Source organism: Micromonospora sp. C28SCA-DRY-2, from assembly GCF_030519475.1.
Lineage (GTDB): Bacteria > Actinomycetota > Actinomycetes > Mycobacteriales > Micromonosporaceae > Micromonospora.
In genome coordinates, this window is record NZ_JAUMKD010000007.1 from 278,190 (window position 1) to 295,509 (window position 17,320).

The following is a 17,320-nucleotide window of genomic DNA, read 5'->3' on the forward strand; positions in this document are numbered from 1 at the left end:
GGCGGATGCTGCTCCCCGCGCTGGCCGTCCAGCGGTGGGTGAACTCGCCGCCGCAGACCCCGGACGCGCTGCGCGGCCGGGTGGTGCTGGTCGACGTCTGGGAGTACACCTGCGTCAACTGGATCCGCACCGCGCCCTACCTGCGGGCGTGGCACCGCGACTACGCGGACCTGGGGCTGACCGTGATCGGGGTGCACGCGCCGGAGTTCGAGTTCGGCCGGCACGCCGAGAACGTCGAGCGGGGCATCCGCGACCACGAGCTGACCTACCCGATCGCGCTGGACGACGACTTCCGGATCTGGCGGGCCCTGCGCAACGACGCCTGGCCGGCGAAGTACCTCTTCGACGCCGACGGGCTCCTCGTGGACCGGTGGGTCGGCGAGGGCGGCTACGAGCGGGTGGAGTCGGAGATCCGGCGGCTGATCGAGGTCCGGGCACCCGGCACCCGGCTGCCGCCGGTCAGCCCCGAGGCGACGGCCTTCGCCCGGACCGGCCAGCCGTCCTACCTCGGCATCACCCCGGAGACGTACCTGGGCGCCGACCGGGCGGTGCCGGGCAGCTTCGCGGTGGCCGGCGACTGGCGCCGCAGCGGCGAGTACGTCGAACTCGCCGGCGGGACCGGCGAACTCGGGCTGCCCTTCAACGCCGGCGAGGTGAACCTGGTCGTCGACCCCGGACCCGGCCGGCCGGTCCCGGTCCGCGTACTGCTCGACGGGGAGCCGATCGGCACCGAACGCGGCGCCGACGTCGGCCCGGACGCGGTGGCCCACATCGACCGGGCGGCCATGATCCGCCTCGTCGCCGGGGCGTCCCGCGACGACCACCTGCTGACCCTGGTCACCGACCGACCCGGCTTCCGCCCGCACGTGTTCACGTTCGGCCCCTAGCCGCCCCGCCGCGGCGACCGGTTCAGCCGCCCCGCTGGGGCGACCGGTTCAGCTGGGCCGCAGGTGGGTGCGCCGGCTCTTGCGCCCCGCCTCGTACGTGGCCCGCGCCGCCCGCCCCTCCGCCGTGCTGGCGACCTCGGCGACCGGGACGTCCCACCAGGCGCCGGCGTCGGGCCCGGCCTCGAACCGGTCGGTGGTCACGTGCAGCACCGTGGTGCGCGTCGCCGCCGTCGCCGTGTCCAGCGCGGCGCGCAGCTCCGCCATGGTGGACACCCGGATCAGCTCCGCGCCGAGGCTGGCCGCGTTGGCGCCGAGGTCGACCGGCAGCGGCGCCCCCGACCGGTCGAGGTACGCGGTGCCGAGCCGGTGCGCGCCGACGCTCTCGGACAGCCGCCCGATGGAGGCGAAACCGGAGTTGTCGACCAGCACCACGACCAGCTTGACGCCCTCGGCGACAGCGGTGGCCAGCTCGCTCGGCAGCATGAGGTAGGACCCGTCGCCGACGAGCACGAACACCTCGCGGTCCGGCGCGGCGAGCTTCACCCCGATCCCACCGGCGATCTCGTAGCCCATGCAGGAGTAGCCGTACTCGACGTGGTAGCTCTTCGGGTCGGCGCTGCGCCACAGCCGGTGCAGGTCGCCGGGCATCGACCCGGCAGCGCAGACCACCACGCCCCGGTCGCCGGCGGCGTCGTTGACCGCGCCGATCACCGCGGTCTGGCTGGGCGCCGCGTCCGGGGCGGCCTGCCGGGCGGCGTCCGCCACGGCCACCCACCGCTCGCGCAGCCGGGTCACCTGCTCCCGGTAGTCCGGCGGGGTCTCCCAGCCGGCGCAGGCCGCGTCCAGGGCGGCCAGGCTCTCCCGGGCGTCGCCGACCACCTGCGTGCCGGAGAGCTTCGCCGCGTCGAAGCCGGTGATGTTGAGGTTGACGAAGCGCACCCCGTCGCCGAAGAGGGTGCCGGAGGCCGTGGTGAAGTCGCTGTACCGGGTGCCCACCCCGATCACCACGTCCGCGCCGGCCGCGATCTCGTTGGCCGCGGTCGTCCCGGTGACCCCGACCGCGCCGAGGGCCAGCGGATGGTCGTGCGGCATGGCGCCGGTGCCGGCCTGGGTCTCGGCCACCGGCACCCCGTGCTCGTCGGCGAACCAGCGCAGCGCCTCGGTGGCCCCGCTGTAGATCACCCCGCCGCCGGCCACCACCAGCGGCCGGCGCGCCGCCCGCACGATCCCGGCCGCCCGGGCCAGCGCCGCGATGTCCGGCAGCGGTCGGGGCACGTGCCAGACCCGCTCGGCGAACAGCTCGTCCGGCCAGTCGTACGCCTCGGCCTGCACGTCCTGCGGCAGGGCGAGGGTGACCGCGCCGGTCTCCGCCGGGTCGGTGAGCACCCGCATCGCGGCCAGCAGCGCCGCCGGCAACTGCTCCGGCCGGTTGATCCGGTCCCAGTAGCGGGAGACCGGCCGCAGCGCGTCGGTGACGCTGACGTCGTAGGAGCGGGGGTCCTCCAGTTCCTGGAGCACCGGGTTGGCCACCCGGGTGGCGAAGATGTCGCCGGGCAGCAGCAGCACCGGCAGCCGGTTGATGGTGGCGCCCGCCGCGCCGGTGACCAGGTTGGTCGCCCCCGGCCCGATCGAGGTGGTGCAGGCCAGCGTGCTCAGCCGGTCGGTCATCCGGGCGTACGCCGCGGCGGTGTGCACCATGCCCTGCTCGGTGCGGCACAGGTGGTACGGCAGGTCCGCTCCGGCGGCGGCCAGCGCCTCGCCGATGCCGGCGACGTTGCCGTGGCCGAAGATGCCGAAGCAGGCCGGGATGAGCCGTTGCCGCCGCCCGTCGCGTTCGGAGAACTGCCGGGCGAGGAACGTCACGACCGCCTGCGCCACCGTCAACCTGGGCATCACGCCTCTTTCGTTCCGGGCCGGGTCAGCGGCAGCCGCTCGTCGACCGGCTGGTCGGCCCAGCTGCCCCGGATCCAGCCGTGCCGGGGATCGTCCACACAGGCCATGGTCCGGGTCGCCCCCGGCCCGGCCAGCACGTTGAGGTAGTAGAGGTGGTAGCCGGGCGCGGCCATCGACGGCCCGTGGTAGCCGTACGGGACGAGCACCACGTCGCCGGTGCGCACCTCGGCCAGCACGTCGATCGGCCGCTCGGCGGTGCCGTAGACCCGCTGGTAGCCGACCGGCCCGTCGCCGGGCGCGCCGCCGGCCACCTCGAAGTAGTAGATCTCCTCCAGCGCCGCCTCCACCCGCCCGTCGTCGTAGGTCCGGTCCTCCTCGTGCTTGTGCGGCGGGTACGACGACCAGTTGCCACCGGGGGTGAGCACCTCGACGGCGACCAGCCGGTCGCAGTCGAAGGCGTCCGGCGCGCAGAAGTTGTTGACCTGCCGGCTGGCCGGCCCGGCACCGCGCAACTCCACCGGCACGTCCCGGGCCGCGCCGTAGCGGGGCGACATCCGGCGGGTGGCCCGCGCCGAGGGCAGGGCGAAACGTCCGGCGCCGCGGATCGTCGCGGTGGCGTCCCGGGGCAGGTAGGCGAAGTCGGTGACCGCGGTGAACACCGACTCGCGCCCGGTCAGGTTGAGCCGCAGCCCGTCGCAGTGCACGCTGGCCGCCCCGGCCAGCGGCACCACCAGCATCTCCTCCTCCCCGGTGGCGAAGGTCAGTTCGCCGCCGGCGGGCAGGGTGAGCACCCGCAGGCCCGCGTACCGCCAGCCGGCCCACTCGGGGGTCACCTCCAGGGCCCAGGGCGCGCGGGCGGTGCCGCCCCAGGGCAGGTGGGCGTCGGCGGTCCTCATGCCCGTCCTCGCTTCGCTGCCGGCGGGCATGAGGCTCCACGCCCGCTGTGCTGATGATCCGCTCGCGGCCGCTGGCTCATGCGTCCTGCCCGGTGGGCAGCAGCGAGCCGGCCAGGTCCACCGCGGCGGCCACGTCGTCGTCCGGCGGGTAGAGCAGCGCCCGGCCGACCACCAGGCCGCGCACGCCGGGCAGCCGCAGCGCCCGCTGCCACCGCGCGTACACCACGTCCGGCGCCTCCACCGGGTCGCCGCCGAGCAGCAGGACCGGCAGCGTGGTCGCGGCCATCACCGCCTCCATCTCGTCGATCGCCGGCAGCTTCAACCAGGTGTACGCGCTGGTCGCGCCGAGCGCCTGCCCGACGCTGACCCCCTTGATGACCGCCTCGGGGCGCAGGTCGGCGCTGACCCGGCCGTTCGCGCGGGCCACCCAGAGCGGCTCGACCAGGGCGACGGTGCGGTGGGCCGCCAGCGCGGTGACCGCCTGGGCGCAGGCCTGCAGGGTGGAGGCGGTGCCCGGGTCGTCCGGGTCGATGCGGCAGAGCATCTTGCCGCCGTCGTAGCGCATCGCGGCGATGCTGTCGGCGTCGTACGCGGTGAACCGGTCGTCGAGTTCGAAGGTGGCGCCGGAGAGGCCGCCGCGGTTCATCGAGCCGATCGCCAGCCGGTTCTCCAGCGCACCCAGCAGCAGCAGGTCCTCCAGGATGTCGGGGGTGCCGAGCACGCCGTCGACACCGGGCCGGGACAGCGCCAGGCGCAGCCGGTCGAGCAGGTCCGCCCGGCCGGCCATGGCCATCGGCCGGTCCCGCACCCCGAGCGCGCCCCGGGCCGGGTGGTCGGCGGCGATGACGAACAGCGGCCGGCCGGGCTCGGGCCAGGGCCGGCGGGTACGGCGGGCGGCGGCTTCGGCGATCGCCTGCGGCCGGTGCGCGCGGGTGCGGGTCAGCGCGGCGTACTCGGTGCTCACCGGTCTTCTCCTGTCAGGACGGCGGTCGGCGGCGCGGGCGGTGGCGCGGCGTCCCCGGCCAGCGCCGCGGTCTCGGCCAGCGCCGCGGTCTCGGCCAGCGCCGCGGTCTCGGCGTAGTCGGGCATGGCGGCGGAACAGGCCAGGCGGGAGGCGACGATGGCGCCGGCGGCGTTGGCGAAGCGCAGGGTCCGCTCCAGCGGCCAGCCACGCAGCAGCCCGAGGCAGAGCGCCCCGCCGAAGGCGTCGCCGGCGCCCAGCCCGTTGACCACCTCCACCGGCACCGGCGGCACCCGTACGCTCTGCTGCCCGGTGCGGGCGAGCACCCCGGCGGGCCCGAGCTTGACCACGGCGAGCCGGGGCCCGCGGGCCAGCAGCAGGTCCGCGGCCCGGTCCGGGTCGCGGGTGCCGACCGCGACCTCCACCTCGTCGAGGTTGCCGACGGCAACGGTGACCCGGGGCAGCACCTCGGCGACGGCCGCGGTGGCGGTGGCCGGGTCGGGCCAGAACATCGGCCGGTAGTCGAGGTCCAGCACGGTGTGCGGGCGGCCGTCCCGGGCGTCCAGCGCGGCGCCGTGCGCGGCGCGGCTGGGTTGCTGGCACAGCCCGGTGCCGGTGAGCCAGAAGACGCGCGCGGCCACGATCGCCTCCAGGTCCAGCTCGTCGGCGTGGATCTGCAGGTCCGGGGCGGTGGGCGTGCGGTAGAACCAGAGCGGGAAGTGGTCCGGCGGGAAGATCTCGCAGAAGGTGACCGGAGTGGGCAGCCCGTCGACCGGGTGGACCTGGCTGTCGTCCACCCCGTACTCGCGCAGCGCCCGGTGCACGTAGTCGGCGAACGCGTCGGCGCCGGTGCGGGTGATCACTCCCGCGCGCAGCCCCTGCCGGCTGGCCGCCACCGCCACGTTGGTGGGGCTGCCGCCGAGGAACCGGCCGAACCTCTCGACCTCGGCCAGCGGCGTGGCGATCTGCAACGGATAGATGTCCACCCCGACCCGGCCGATGGTGAGCACATCGAGCATGCGGCGCCCTCCGTCCCGGCCGGCGTCGGCGTACCCGCCGGCTCGTTGCCGTCCCTGATTGGTAACAGTGCCGTGCGAGTTGTGTCAATGTGTTGTCATGACATCCGCGCTCTGCGCTCGGTGACCGCTTCGGTACAGTGGCGCCCATCGTTCCCGCCCCGATCCCGCGTAGCCGCAGCGAGGAGGTTTCCGTGACCGGCCCCGAGATCGCGGTCGACCGCAGCAGCCCGGTCCCGCTCTACTTCCAGGTCGCCGAGCAGTTCGCCGCGGCGATCCAGCGTGGCGACCTGGCCCCGGGTGACCGCCTGGACAGCGAGTTGCAGCTGGCCGACCGGTTGGGCCTGTCCCGGCCCACCGTGCGGCAGGCCATCCAGCACCTGGTCGACAAGGGACTGATCGTCCGCCGGCGCGGCGTGGGCACCCAGGTGGTGCGCGGCGAGGTGCGCCGGGCGGTGGAGCTGACCAGCCTGCACGACGACCTGGTCCGGGCCGGCCAGCGGCCGTCCACCTCGGTGCTGGAGCTGGCCGTCGTGCCCTGCCCGCCGGCGGTGGCCAGCGCGCTCGGCCTGCCGCCCGGCGGCGAGGTGCAGCACCTGCGCCGGCTGCGGTTCTCCGACGGCGAGCCCCTCGCGGTGATGGAGAACTGGCTCCCGCTCGACGTGCCGCGGCTGACCATGGAGGCGTTGCAGGCCGACGGCCTGTACGCGATCCTGCGCAGCGGCGGCCGGCGCATCCGCGGCGCCCACCAGCGGATCGGCGCCCGGGCCGCCACCGCGGCCGAGGCGCAGATGCTCGGCGAACGGCGCGGCGCGCCGCTGCTCACCATGACCCGCACCGCCTACGACGACCAGGGCCGCTACGTCGAGCACGGCGCGCACATCTACCGGGCCAGCCGCTACTCGCTGGAGGTGACCGTCGCCGAACGGTGACGGTGCGTGTTTCGCGCTCATTTCAGTGACAGGTATTTACGTCGTCAAGCTGTCATGACATTGTGGCCGCAAGCACCGCCGGCGCGGGACGTGCGGCCGGCGGGCGACCCGCGAGTCTCTTCGAAGTCTCTCCTTGCGAAGGGAAGCAGCCCATGTCAGCCAAGCCGAGACACGCAGCAGGCGTGCTCGCCGCGCTCACCGCCGTCGCTCTCACCGCCACGGCCTGCGGCGGCTCGGACGAGCCCGCCGGCAAGGACGCCAAGAACATCACCCTCACCATCTCCGCCAACGCGATCGCCGGCGGCAAGAACTCCGCCGGTGCGGAGTGGATCCAGAACTGGGTCATCCCCAAGTTCGTCGAGGCACAGAAGGCCAAGGGCGTCACCGCCAAGGTGACGTTCGTGCCCAGCGGCGTCGACGACGAGCAGTTCAAGACCAAGCTGGCCCTGGACCTGCGCTCCAAGGGCGGCGCCGACGTGATCGCCGTGGACGGCATCTGGGTCGGCGAGTTCGTCCAGGCCGGCTACCTCAAGCCGCTGTCCGAGGTGGCCGGCGACCAGGTCGACTCCTGGGAGGGCTGGTCGCAGATCCCGGACACGGTGCAGGGCCTCGGCTCGTTCGAGGACAAGCGCTACGGCATTCCGCTCGGCACCGACGGCCGGGTGCTCTACTACAACAAGAAGCTCTTCGCCCAGGCCGGCCTGCCCGCCGACTGGCAGCCCAAGAGCTGGCAGGAGATCCTCGACGCCGGCGCCAAGCTCAAGGCGCTGCCCGGGGTGACCCCGATCCAGATCAACGCGGGCACCGCGATGGGCGAGGCCACCTCGATGCAGGGCGCCCTGCCGCTGCTGGTCGGCGCCGGCGGCGAGATCTACAAGGACAGCAAGTGGGCCGGCGCCAGTCAGCCGGTCAAGGACATGCTCGACTTCTACGCCAAGGTCTACGGCGGCGGGCTGGGCGACCCGAAGCTGCAACAGGAGGCGAAGGGGCGGGACAAGTCCTTCGCCGAGTTCGCCGCCGGCAAGATCGGCATCCTGGCCGAGGGCGACTACTTCTGGCGCAGCGTGGTGAACCCCAAGGACGGCATCGCCAAGATGGCCGACCGGGACACCACCGTCGGCTACGCGATGATCCCGGCCAAGCAGCCCGGCGCCGGCATCCGCGGCCAGGACTTCGTCAGCATGTCCGGCGGCGGCGTTCGGGTGCTCAACCCCAACTCCAAGTTCCCGTCGCAGGCGTGGGAACTGCTGTCGTTCATGCACTCCGCGGAGGCGGTCAAGGCCGAACTGGCCGGCGCCGCCCGGATCACCGCCCGCACCGACGTCAACAAGGAGGTGCTGGCGGCCGACCCGATGCTCAACTTCGTCGCCGAGAAGGTGCTGCCGATCACCGCGTACCGGCCGCCGCTGGCGGTCTACCCGCAGGTCTCGGTGGCGCTGCAGGAGGCCACCGCCGAGGTCACGGCGGGCAAGAGCGTGGACGAGGCGGCCAGCGCGTACCAGAAGAAGGTCGAAGGGTTCGTCGGTGGTCCAGGTAACGTCACCTCCTGACGAGGTGGTCGAGGGAGTGCGCCCGGCAACGGGCGCCTCCCCGGCCCCCGACGCCGCCGGGCTGGGCCGGGCCCGGGCGACCGGTTTCCTCGTCCCCGCCATGGTGCTGATCCTGGTCTTCCTGGTGGTGCCGGCCGCGTGGACGATCTACCTGGGCGTCACCAACTACCGGCTGACCGGCCTGGCCGCCGCCAATCCGGAGATCGTCGGCCTGGACAACTACACCCAGGCGCTGGGCGACGAGCGGTTCCGCACCTCGCTGCTGCTGACCCTCCAGTTCGTCCTCGGCTCGGCGGTCATCGGGCAGGCCGGGCTCGGGTTCGCCATCGCCTTCGCGCTGCGCGACCGCCGCGGCCCGCTGCGCCGGCTGGTCGAGGGGTTCGTCCTGCTCTCCTGGATCCTGCCCAGCTCGGTGGTCGCCTTCCTGTGGATCGCTCTGCTCGACCGGGACGCCGGCACGCTCAACGCGCTGCTCGGCATCCCCGGGATGGCCTGGCTGCTCGACTACCCGATGCTGTCGATCATCATCTTCAACACCTGGCGCGGCACCGCGTTCTCGATGATGCTCTACGCCGCCGCGCTGGAGAACGTCCCCCGCTCCCACCTGGAGACCGCCCGGCTGGCCGGCGCGTCGACCTGGCAGCAGCTGCGCGACGTGGTCTTCCCCCGCATCCGCGGGCACGTGCTGACCAACCTGCTGCTGATCAGCCTCTGGACGTTCAACGACTTCGCGCCGTTCCTGATCACCGCCGGCGGCCCCGAGCAGCGCTCGGAGATCCTGCCGGTCTACGTGTACAAGGTGGCGCTCTCCGGCGGCGAACTCGGCTTCGGCGCCGCCATCTCGTTCATCATGCTGCTGATCAACCTGGTCATCGCGCTGGTCTACCTGCGCATGCTGGGCCGGCGGAAGGAGCCGGCGTGACCGCCACCACCGCGCCGTCCGCACCCACCACCGCGCCGCCCGGGCCCACCGGGCCCACCGTCGCGGTACGGCACGTGCTCGCCCAGATCGGCCGCTACACGTTCCTCTGCGCCGTGCTCGGATTCTTCGCGCTGCCGCTGCTGTGGCTGGCCACCGCCCCGTTCGACGACACCCCGACGGTCACCGCGTCGCTGCCGCAGTTCACCCTGGACAACTTCCGTGCCCTGCTGGACAACCCGTACGCGCTCAGCTCGCTGCTCAACTCGGTCTACCTGGCCGGTGGCACCGCGGCGCTGGTGGTGGTCTTCGCCGCGCTCGCCGCGTACGCGCTGAGCCGGGTCCGGGTGCCCGGCCGGGACGCGCTGCTCTACGGGCTGCTGCTGCTGTCGTCGATCGTCACCGGCACCGCGACCATGGTGCCGCTGTTCGAGCTGGCCTTCCGGCTCAACCTGATCGACTCGCGGCTCGGCGTGATCCTGATTCTCAGTGGCGGCCTGTTGCCCGCGGCCATCTTCATCCTCAAGGACTTCATGGACTCGACGCCGACCTCCTACGAGGAGTCGGCCCGGGTCTTCGGCGCCAGCCCGCTGCAGATCATGCGGCACATCGTGGTGCCGGTGGTCCGTCCCGGCCTGGCCACCGTCGGGGTGTGGGCGGTCGCCAACGTGTGGGGCAACTTCCTGGTGCCGTTCCTGCTGCTGCGCGGCCCGGAGAAGGCCCCCGCCGCGGTGATCATGTACACCCTCTACACCGAGGGCGGCCAGGCCGACCTGCGGCTGCTCTCCACCTTCTCGCTGCTCTACTCGCTGCCGGTGGCGCTCATGTTCGTCTTCGTCAGCAGCCGGTACGGATTCCGCTTCCACGGAGGGATCAAGCGCTGATGTCCGCCATCACCATGCGCGAGCTGACCAAGGTCTACCCCAACGGGGTACGCGCCCTGGACGCCCTCGACCTGGAGATCGCCGACGGCGAGTTCTTCGCCCTGCTCGGCCCCTCCGGCTGCGGCAAGACCACGCTGCTGCGCACCATCGCCGGGCTGGAGGTCGCCTCCGGCGGCAGCGTGCACATCGGCGAGCGCAACGTCACCAACCTGCCCCCGGGCAAGCGCGACGTGGCAATGGTCTTCCAGGACTACGCCCTCTTCCCGCACATGACAGTGCAGGAGAACATCGCCTACCCGCTGCGGATCAAGAAGGTGGACCGCCGCGCCCGCGCGGACAAGGCCGCCGAGACCGCCGACGAGCTGGGCCTGTCCGCGCTGCTGCAACGGCGTCCCGGGCAGCTCTCCGGCGGCCAGCAGCAACGGGTGGCGCTGGCCCGGGCGATGGCCTGCCACCCGCAGGTGTTCCTGCTCGACGAGCCGCTGTCCAACCTCGACGCCCGGCTCCGGCTGGAGGCGCGCACCTTCCTCAAGCGGCTGCAACGCGAACTCGGGGTGACCACCGTCTTCGTCACCCACGACCAGGCCGAGGCGCTGGCCCTGGCCGACCGGATCGCGGTCATGGAGGGCGGGCGGATCCGCCAGGTCGGCACCCCCACCGAGGTGTTCCGCCGTCCCGCCAACACCTTCGTCGCCGGCTTCATCGGCTCCACCCCGATGAACCTGGTCGACGCCCGGGTGGACGGCGACGAACTGGTCGTGGGGCGGGCCCGGCTGCCACTGCCCGAGGACGCCCGCGGCCAGGTCGGCGGCGGCGAGCGGCTGGTCTACGGGGTCCGGCCGGAGTACCTCGACTACTCCCCCACCCCGGTTCCCGGCGCGCTGAGCGGGCAGGTGGTGGTCGTGGAGAACCTGGGCAGCGTCTCGCTGGTCTCCCTGGACGTGCCCGGCGACGACGCCGCCGAGGCGCCCGGGGACGCCGGCTCGACCGGGGACGCCGGCACGACCGGGGCGGGCGGCGCGGCCGGCGACGCCGGCGGGCGGACCAGCGTGCAGGTGGTGGTCGCCGAGGGGGGCGAACCAACACCGGGCGACACCGGCTGGGTGGTGCCCCGGCCCGGCCGGTCGCTGCTCTACCGCGACGGCGACCTGGTCACCGTCGCCGAGGCGGCGAGCGTGCCGGCGCCGCGCGCCGGAGCCGGGGTGCAGGGCTGAGCATGGTCACGCACCGGGGCACGTGGACCCTCCAGGACCGGGCCGACGACGTGATGCGGTCCCTGCCGGTCACCGTCGCGCCCGGCACGGCCGCGCTCACCGTCCGGCTGGACTACCCGCGCGCGGCCGGGGTGCTCGACCTCGGCTGCGTCGGCCCGGCCGGCTTCCGCGGCTGGTCCGGCGGCGCCCGCGACGGCTACACCGTGGCCGCCGACTGGGCCACCCCCGGCTACCTCCCGGGCGAGTTGGAACCCGGCGAGTGGCAGGTGCTGCTGCGGCTGCACCGCATCCCGCCCGACGGGCTGGCGTACGAGGTCACCGCCACCACCAGCGGCACCGCGCCGCCGGCTCCCGAGCCGCCGGCCGCGCCGCCGCGCCCCGACCGGCCGCCCCGCCGGGACCTGCCCGGCGTCGACGGCCGGCACTGGCTCGCCGGTGACCTGCACGCGCACACCGTGCACAGCGACGGCGCGCAGAGCATCGACGAACTCGCCGCGCTCGCCGCCTCCCGCGGGCTGGACTTCCTCGCCGTCACCGACCACAACACCGTCAGCCACCACCCGTGGCTGCCGGCCGCCTCCGGCCGCTACGGCATCACCCTGCTGCCCGGGCAGGAGGTGACCACCGACCGGGGGCACGCCAACGTCTTCGGCCCGGTGGGCTGGGTCGACTTCCGCCGGCCACCGGACGAGTGGCTCGCCGCCGCCCGGCGCGACGGCGGGCTGATGTCGGTCAACCACCCGCTCGGCGGCGACTGCGCCTGGCGGCAGCCGCTGGCCGACCGGACCCCGCTGGTCGAGGTCTGGCACTCCGGCTGGTGGGACCGCACCTGGGGCGCCCCGCTGGCCTGGGCGCGGGCGTGGCGGGCGGACGTCGTACCGGTCGGCGGCAGCGACTACCACCGCCCGGACGCCGACGCGCTGCCCGGCGCCCCCACCACCTGGGTGCTCGCCGACCGGGACGCGCCGCCCGGGGACGCCGTGCTGGACGCGCTGCGCGGCGGCCGTACCGCCATCTCCGCCGACCCGTACGGGCCGCTGCTGCTGCGCCTCGGCGACGAGCTGCTGGTGCTCGACGCCGACGGCGCGCTGCTGGCCTACCCGGACGGGCGGCACCGGCTGGTCCGCGGCGACCGGTGCCTGCTACCGGCCGGCGACGGGCTGCACGTCCTGGAGTCCCACCGCATGGAGGTGATCGCACTGTGCAGCTGACCGGACGCACACGGGTGGCCGGCGCCCCCGTCAACTACGGCATCTACCAGCCCACCGGCGCACCCGTCGGCCCCGACGACCTGCTCGCCGCGCTGGCCGACGACGGCTACACCGGGGTGGACTCCGGCCCGATCGGCTACCTCGGCACCGGCGAGGCCCTCGCCCGCCGGCTGGACACGACGGGCATCGCGCTCGCCGGCGGCTGGGTCGACCTGCGCTTCGCCGACCCGGCCGGCTTCGCCGACGACCTGGCCCAGCTCGACGCGGCGCTCGACGTGTTCACCGCCGCGCCGGTCGACGACCACCGGTTCGCGCCCCGGCCGACCCTGGCCTGCCCCGGCAACCCGGCCCGGATGGCCCGCCCCGGCGCCCCGACCGACCTGGCCTCGGCGCTGCCCGCCGCGGCCTGGCCGGACTTCGCGGCCCGGGTGCAGCAGGCCGCCGACCGGTGCCGCGACCGCGGTCTGGAGCCGGTGTTCCACTACCACCTCGGCACCGACGTGGAGACCGAGGCGGAGGCCGACCGGCTGCTCGAACTCACCGACATCGCGGTCTGCCTGGACACCGGGCACCTGGCGCTGGCCGGCGGCGACCCGGTGGCCGCGGTACGCCGCTGGGCCGGGCGGATCGGTCAGGTGCACCTCAAGGACGCCGACCTCGCCGCGCACGCCCGGGTCCGGGCGGCCGGCGGCGGGCTGATGGACGTGGTCGCCGCGGGCGGCTTCTGCGCACTGGGCCGCGGCGACGTCGACCTCGCCGGGGTGCTCGCCGGCCTCGACGCCACCGGCTACACCGGCTGGCTGGTGATCGAGCAGGACGCTCCGGCGGACGGCCGGGACCTCGACCGGATCCGCGCCGACCAGCACGCCAATCTCCGCTGGCTCGAGGAGGCGCTGCGATGACCGAGCCGGGCAAGCGGATCCGGATCGCGGTGGCCGGGCTGGGCATCATCGCCCGCACCGTGCACCTGCCGCTGCTGCAACGCCGGAGCGACCTGTTCGAGATCGTCGCGCTGGCCGACCTGTCCCCGACCCGGGTGGCCGAGCTGGGCGAGCGGTACGGCGTGGAACCGGCCCGCCGCCACACCGACGCGGCCCGGATGGTGACCGACGGCGGCTGCGACGGGGTGCTGCTGGCCACCTCCGGCTCGCACGGCGAGCTGGCCGCGCTGGCGCTGCGCGCCGGGCTGCCGGTGCTCTCCGAGAAGCCGCTGGCGTACACGATCGCCGAGACCGACCGGCTGGCCGAGCTGGCCGGTGGCGGCACCGCCCTGATGGTCGGCTACATGAAGCAGTACGACCCGGCGGTGGCCGAGGCCGCGCGGCTGCTGGCGGAGCTCGGCGGCGCGGAGCGGGTGCACGCGGTGGAGGTGACCGTGCTGCACGCCGGCGGCGACCGGCAACTGCGCTTCGCCAACCTGCCGCCGGCCGCCGGCGACGTGCCGGCCGAGGAGGCGGCCCGGTTCGCCGCCGCCGACCGGGCGCTGCTGGACGCCGCCGTCGGCGCGGACCCGGGCGCCCGCACCCTCTACCAGATCCTGGTCAACAGCATCTCGCACGACCTGTCCCTGCTGCGGCTCTTCACCGGCGCACCGGCCACCGTGGAGCAGGTGGCCACCTGGCCGCTGACCCCGGCCGGCCCGGCCGAGCCGTCCGTGGAGATCAGCGGGCGGCTGCCCGGTGGCGCCCGCTACGGCATCCGGTGGCTCAACCTGCCCGACTACCCGGCCTACCGGGAGACGGTCACCCTGCACCACGCCCGCGGCTCGCTGGAGCTGGTGTTCCCCTCGCCGTACCTGCTCAACGCGCCCACCACGCTGACCGTGGTGGACGAGCACGGCGGCGGCGAGCGGCGGGCCGCGTTCCGGTCGGTGACCGAGGCGTTCGAGCAGGAACTGGTCGCGTTCCACGCGATGGTCACCGCGGGCGCCGCGCCGCTGACCGGGATCGCCGAGGGCGCGGCCGACGTACGGACCAGCCAGCAGGTGGTACGCCGCTACGGGGAGCTGACCGGGGCGGCGATCGGCGGAGAGGCGGCGAGCTGATGGGGCGACCGACCGAGATCATCGTGGTGCCACACACCCACTGGGACCGGGAGTGGTACGAGCCGTTCCAGCGCTTCCGGTTGCGGCTGGTGGCGCTGCTGGACGACGTGTTCGACCGGATGGAGCGCGACCCGCGACAGCGGTTCACCCTGGACGGGCAGCTCGCCGCGGTCGACGACTACCTGGAGGTTCGCCCGGAACGGCGGGAGCAGGTGATCGCCCTGGTCCGCGCCGGGCGGCTGGCGGTGGGCCCGTGGCAGATCCTGCTCGACGAGTTCCTCTGCTCCGGCGAGAACATCGTCCGCAACCTGGAACGCGGGCTGGCCCGCAGCGCCGACCTGGGCGGCGCCATGCCGGTCGGCTACCTGCCCGACATGTTCGGCCACATCGCCCAGATGCCGCAGATCCTGGCCGGCGCCGGGCTGGCCCACGCCTGCGTGTTCCGCGGCGTGCCCGAGGGGATGCACCGCCACGCGTTCGCCTGGCAGGCGCCCGACGGCACCACCGTCCGCACCGAGTACCTGCCCGGCGGCTACGGCAACGCGGCCGCGCTGATGGAGGACCCCGCGCAGATCACCCGCCGGGCCGCCGACCTGGCCGGCAAGCTCGCCGACTGGCGGTTCGACGGCGAGGACACCCCGGTACTGGCGATGTACGGCACCGACCACGCCGCCCCGGCGCCGGACGCGCCCGACCTGCTCGCCGCCGCCGACCTCGCGGATGTCCGGCTGCGGCTGGGCACCCTCGCCGAGTACTTCGCCACCCAACCGGCCACCGTCGACGGCCTGCCCGTCGTCCGGGGGGAACTGCGCTCGCACGCCCGGGCCAACATCCTGCCCGGCGTGATCTCCGTCCGCGGCCACCTGAAGCGGGCGATGAACCGCGCCGAGCGGCGGGTCGAACGGTACGCCGAACCGCTCGCCGCGCTCACCCACGACGGTTCCGTGCAGCGCTTCCTCGACATGGCCTGGACCCGGCTGATCGACGCCAGCTGCCACGACTCGGTGACCGGCTGCGGCTGCGACGAGACCGCCGAGCAGGTCGCCGCCCGCCTCGCCGAGGCCGACCAGCTCGGCCGGGCGGTCTGCGACCTGGTCGGCGCGCGGCTGGCCGCGGCCGTGCCCCGGGACGGCTACCTGGTGTTCAACCCCACCCCAGCGGCGCGCACCGCCGTGGTCCGCCTGGACGTGGCGGCACCGGCCGACGCCACCGTGGCCCTGGCCGACGCCGCCGGCCGCAGCGTGGCCGCGCAGGTCCTCGACCGGGGCCGGACGCTGCTCGCCGACGACCTGGTGCCGGCGGCCGACCTGCCCGCCGTGCTCACCCGGGTGCACGGCCGCGAACTGTACGGCCAGGAGGTGGCCGCCTGGTCCGTCTCGCCCGACGACGCCACCCTCACCTTCCAGGTGGCGCGGCACGGCGACCCGGCCTTCGACGTGGCGGACGTGCGGCTGGCGCTGGCCGCGGCCGGGCCGCACGACCGCTGGCGGGTACGCATCCTCGCCGCGCCCCGGGCCACCGTCGCCGCCCTGGTCGAGGTGCCGCCGCTCGGGCGCGCCGCGGTCCGGCCGGTGCCGCTGCCGGCGACGGCGGACCCGCGGTTCGCCCCGGTGCGGGTGGCCGGCCGCAGCGTCGACAACGGGCTGCTGCGGGTGGACGTCGCCGAGGACGGCACGCTGGCGCTGAGCACCCCGGACGGCGTGACGGTCGACGGGGTCGGCCGGGTGGTCGACGGCGGCGACGTGGGCGACAGCTACAACTACGCCCCGCCGGCCGCCGACGAGGCGGTCGACAAGCCGCGCGCGGTGCGCACCGTGGTCCGCCACGACGGGCCGCTGGTCGCCGTCCTCGACGTGGTGCGGGAGTACCGCTGGCCGGTGGCCGCGGACGTCGACGCCGGTTCCCGCGCGGTGGACCACGAGGCGATCGTCGTCACCACCCGGGTGGAGCTGCGCTGCGGCGAGCCGTTCGTCCGGCTGCGCGTCGAGTTCGACAACCGCTGCGACGACCACCGGGTGCGGCTGCACCTGCCGCTGCCGTCGCCGGCCGACACCTCGTACGCCGAGGGGCAGTTCGCCGTCGTGCGGCGGGGGCTGACCGCGGAGGGCGGCGGCGGTGAGGTGCCGTTGCCGACGTTCCCGGCCAACGGGTTCGTCGCCGCCGGCGGGCCGGACGGCGCCCTCGCGGTGCTGCTCACCCAGCCCACCGAGTACGAGCTGACCGACTCGGGTGGGGAACTGGCGGTCACCCTGCTGCGGTCGATCGGGATGCTGTCACGCAACCGGCACGCGCTGCGCGACGAGCCGGCCGGTCCGCAACTGCCCACCCCCGAGGCGCAGTGCCGCGGCCTGCGCACTGTCGAGCTGGCGGTGCTGCCGTACCGGGGCGGCTGGCACTCCGCCGGGGTGCTGGCGGCCGCCGAGGCGTACCGGCACGAGCTGCTGGCCTTCCCCGGCACGGCCGACCCGGCCACCGAGCTGCCGGCGCCGGCGGTCGGGCTCGCCGTGGACGGCGCCGGCGTCGCGCTGACCAGCGTGCGGGACCGGGCGGGCCGCACCGAGGTGCGGCTGGTGGCACAGACCCCGACGGACACCGTCGCCGTGCTCGGCGGCGCCGACATCCGCGGGGCGTGCCGGGCGGACCTGCTCGGCCGGCCGGGCGAGCCGCTCGGCGTGGACGGTGACGGGCGGGTCCGGGTGCCGCTGCGGGCCTGGGAGATCGCCACCGTGCAGCTCGACCTGGGCTGACCCGGTGGGTCCGGCGGGCCCCCGCCCCCGCCGGACCCACCGCCGGTGGTTGCCGGCCTGGCGGCCGAGCCGACGTGGTCCGGACGACCCGGTACAGCCGGCCCGGCGGACAGCGACTCCCGCCCGTCCGTACCGCAGTCCCGCCGAGCAGCGGGATCTTCCGGCG

14 protein-coding genes are annotated in these 17,320 nt (G+C 74.8%); 10 read left to right on the plus strand and 4 right to left on the minus strand.

Annotation, left to right across the window (positions count from 1 at the left end; translation table 11 throughout):
- Nucleotides 1–5 precede the first annotated feature (5 nt).
- The gene (locus tag Q3W71_RS25820; protein WP_302922051.1) at nucleotides 6–887 is read left to right on the plus strand and encodes a redoxin domain-containing protein; all 882 of its coding nucleotides are present in this window, start codon (nucleotides 6–8) and stop codon (nucleotides 885–887) included.
- Between the two features lie 48 nt (nucleotides 888–935).
- Here the strand turns inward: Q3W71_RS25820 and iolD are convergent, their stop codons facing one another.
- The 4 genes from iolD to iolC all read right to left on the minus strand — a co-directional run bounded on the left by iolD (nucleotide 936) and on the right by iolC (nucleotide 5,656).
- A complete protein-coding gene (gene iolD, locus Q3W71_RS25825) occupies nucleotides 936–2,780 on the minus strand; it encodes a 3D-(3,5/4)-trihydroxycyclohexane-1,2-dione acylhydrolase (decyclizing) (protein WP_302922052.1) in 1,845 nt (614 codons plus the stop codon).
- Complete coding sequence (gene iolB, locus Q3W71_RS25830) at nucleotides 2,780–3,676, minus strand: 5-deoxy-glucuronate isomerase (protein WP_302922053.1); 897 nt, start codon at nucleotides 3,674–3,676, stop codon at nucleotides 2,780–2,782. Before iolB ends, iolD begins: the two co-directional genes overlap by 1 nt.
- A 76-nt stretch (nucleotides 3,677–3,752) precedes the next feature.
- A complete protein-coding gene (locus tag Q3W71_RS25835) occupies nucleotides 3,753–4,640 on the minus strand; it encodes an aldolase (RefSeq protein ID WP_302922054.1) in 888 nt (295 codons plus the stop codon).
- Nucleotides 4,637–5,656, minus strand: a complete 1,020-nt coding sequence (iolC, locus tag Q3W71_RS25840) for a 5-dehydro-2-deoxygluconokinase (RefSeq protein WP_302922055.1) — start codon at nucleotides 5,654–5,656, stop codon at nucleotides 4,637–4,639. Before iolC ends, Q3W71_RS25835 begins: the two co-directional genes overlap by 4 nt.
- 191 nt (nucleotides 5,657–5,847) lie before the next feature.
- Between iolC and Q3W71_RS25845 the strand changes: the two genes are divergently transcribed.
- From Q3W71_RS25845 to Q3W71_RS25885, 9 genes are all read left to right on the plus strand, one after another.
- Nucleotides 5,848–6,585, plus strand: a complete 738-nt coding sequence (locus Q3W71_RS25845) for a GntR family transcriptional regulator (RefSeq protein WP_302922056.1) — start codon at nucleotides 5,848–5,850, stop codon at nucleotides 6,583–6,585.
- 152 nt (nucleotides 6,586–6,737) lie between these two features.
- Complete coding sequence (locus Q3W71_RS25850) at nucleotides 6,738–8,135, plus strand: extracellular solute-binding protein (RefSeq protein ID WP_302922057.1); 1,398 nt, start codon at nucleotides 6,738–6,740, stop codon at nucleotides 8,133–8,135.
- Complete coding sequence (locus Q3W71_RS25855; RefSeq protein ID WP_302922058.1) at nucleotides 8,110–9,057, plus strand: carbohydrate ABC transporter permease; 948 nt, start codon at nucleotides 8,110–8,112, stop codon at nucleotides 9,055–9,057. Before Q3W71_RS25850 ends, Q3W71_RS25855 begins: the two co-directional genes overlap by 26 nt.
- Nucleotides 9,054–9,938 carry a carbohydrate ABC transporter permease gene (locus tag Q3W71_RS25860; RefSeq protein ID WP_302922059.1) on the plus strand — a complete coding sequence of 295 codons (885 nt, stop codon included), beginning with the start codon at nucleotides 9,054–9,056 and terminating at the stop codon, nucleotides 9,936–9,938. Before Q3W71_RS25855 ends, Q3W71_RS25860 begins: the two co-directional genes overlap by 4 nt.
- The gene (locus Q3W71_RS25865) at nucleotides 9,938–11,152 is read left to right on the plus strand and encodes an ABC transporter ATP-binding protein (RefSeq protein WP_302922060.1); all 1,215 of its coding nucleotides are present in this window, start codon (nucleotides 9,938–9,940) and stop codon (nucleotides 11,150–11,152) included. The genes Q3W71_RS25860 and Q3W71_RS25865 overlap by 1 nt, the downstream gene beginning before the upstream one ends.
- A gap of 2 nt (nucleotides 11,153–11,154) precedes the next feature.
- The gene (locus Q3W71_RS25870; RefSeq protein WP_302922061.1) at nucleotides 11,155–12,363 is read left to right on the plus strand and encodes a CehA/McbA family metallohydrolase; all 1,209 of its coding nucleotides are present in this window, start codon (nucleotides 11,155–11,157) and stop codon (nucleotides 12,361–12,363) included.
- Nucleotides 12,354–13,265 (plus strand): sugar phosphate isomerase/epimerase, encoded by a 912-nt coding sequence (locus Q3W71_RS25875; protein WP_302922062.1) that lies wholly within the window; start codon nucleotides 12,354–12,356, stop codon nucleotides 13,263–13,265. The genes Q3W71_RS25870 and Q3W71_RS25875 overlap by 10 nt, the downstream gene beginning before the upstream one ends.
- Complete coding sequence (locus Q3W71_RS25880; protein WP_302922063.1) at nucleotides 13,262–14,407, plus strand: Gfo/Idh/MocA family protein; 1,146 nt, start codon at nucleotides 13,262–13,264, stop codon at nucleotides 14,405–14,407. Before Q3W71_RS25875 ends, Q3W71_RS25880 begins: the two co-directional genes overlap by 4 nt.
- Nucleotides 14,407–17,154: a glycoside hydrolase family 38 C-terminal domain-containing protein gene (locus Q3W71_RS25885; RefSeq protein WP_302922064.1), complete on the plus strand. Its 2,748-nt coding sequence runs from the start codon at nucleotides 14,407–14,409 to the stop codon at nucleotides 17,152–17,154. The genes Q3W71_RS25880 and Q3W71_RS25885 overlap by 1 nt, the downstream gene beginning before the upstream one ends.
- Nucleotides 17,155–17,320: the final 166 nt, after the last annotated feature.

Bases quoted from the DNA above. Each gene is read 5' to 3' on its own strand.
- Q3W71_RS25870 (WP_302922061.1), top strand. From the start codon at position 11,155: ATGGTCACGCACCGGGGCACGTGGACCCTCCAGGACCGGGCCGACGAC.
- iolC (WP_302922055.1), bottom strand. From the start codon at position 5,656: ATGCTCGATGTGCTCACCATCGGCCGGGTCGGGGTGGACATCTATCCG.
- Q3W71_RS25880 (WP_302922063.1), top strand. From the start codon at position 13,262: ATGACCGAGCCGGGCAAGCGGATCCGGATCGCGGTGGCCGGGCTGGGC.
- iolD (WP_302922052.1), bottom strand. From the start codon at position 2,780: ATGCCCAGGTTGACGGTGGCGCAGGCGGTCGTGACGTTCCTCGCCCGG.
- Q3W71_RS25865 (WP_302922060.1), top strand. From the start codon at position 9,938: ATGTCCGCCATCACCATGCGCGAGCTGACCAAGGTCTACCCCAACGGG.
- Q3W71_RS25885 (WP_302922064.1), top strand. From the start codon at position 14,407: ATGGGGCGACCGACCGAGATCATCGTGGTGCCACACACCCACTGGGAC.
- Q3W71_RS25820 (WP_302922051.1), top strand. From the start codon at position 6: ATGCTGCTCCCCGCGCTGGCCGTCCAGCGGTGGGTGAACTCGCCGCCG.
- Q3W71_RS25850 (WP_302922057.1), top strand. From the start codon at position 6,738: ATGTCAGCCAAGCCGAGACACGCAGCAGGCGTGCTCGCCGCGCTCACC.
- iolB (WP_302922053.1), bottom strand. From the start codon at position 3,676: ATGAGGACCGCCGACGCCCACCTGCCCTGGGGCGGCACCGCCCGCGCG.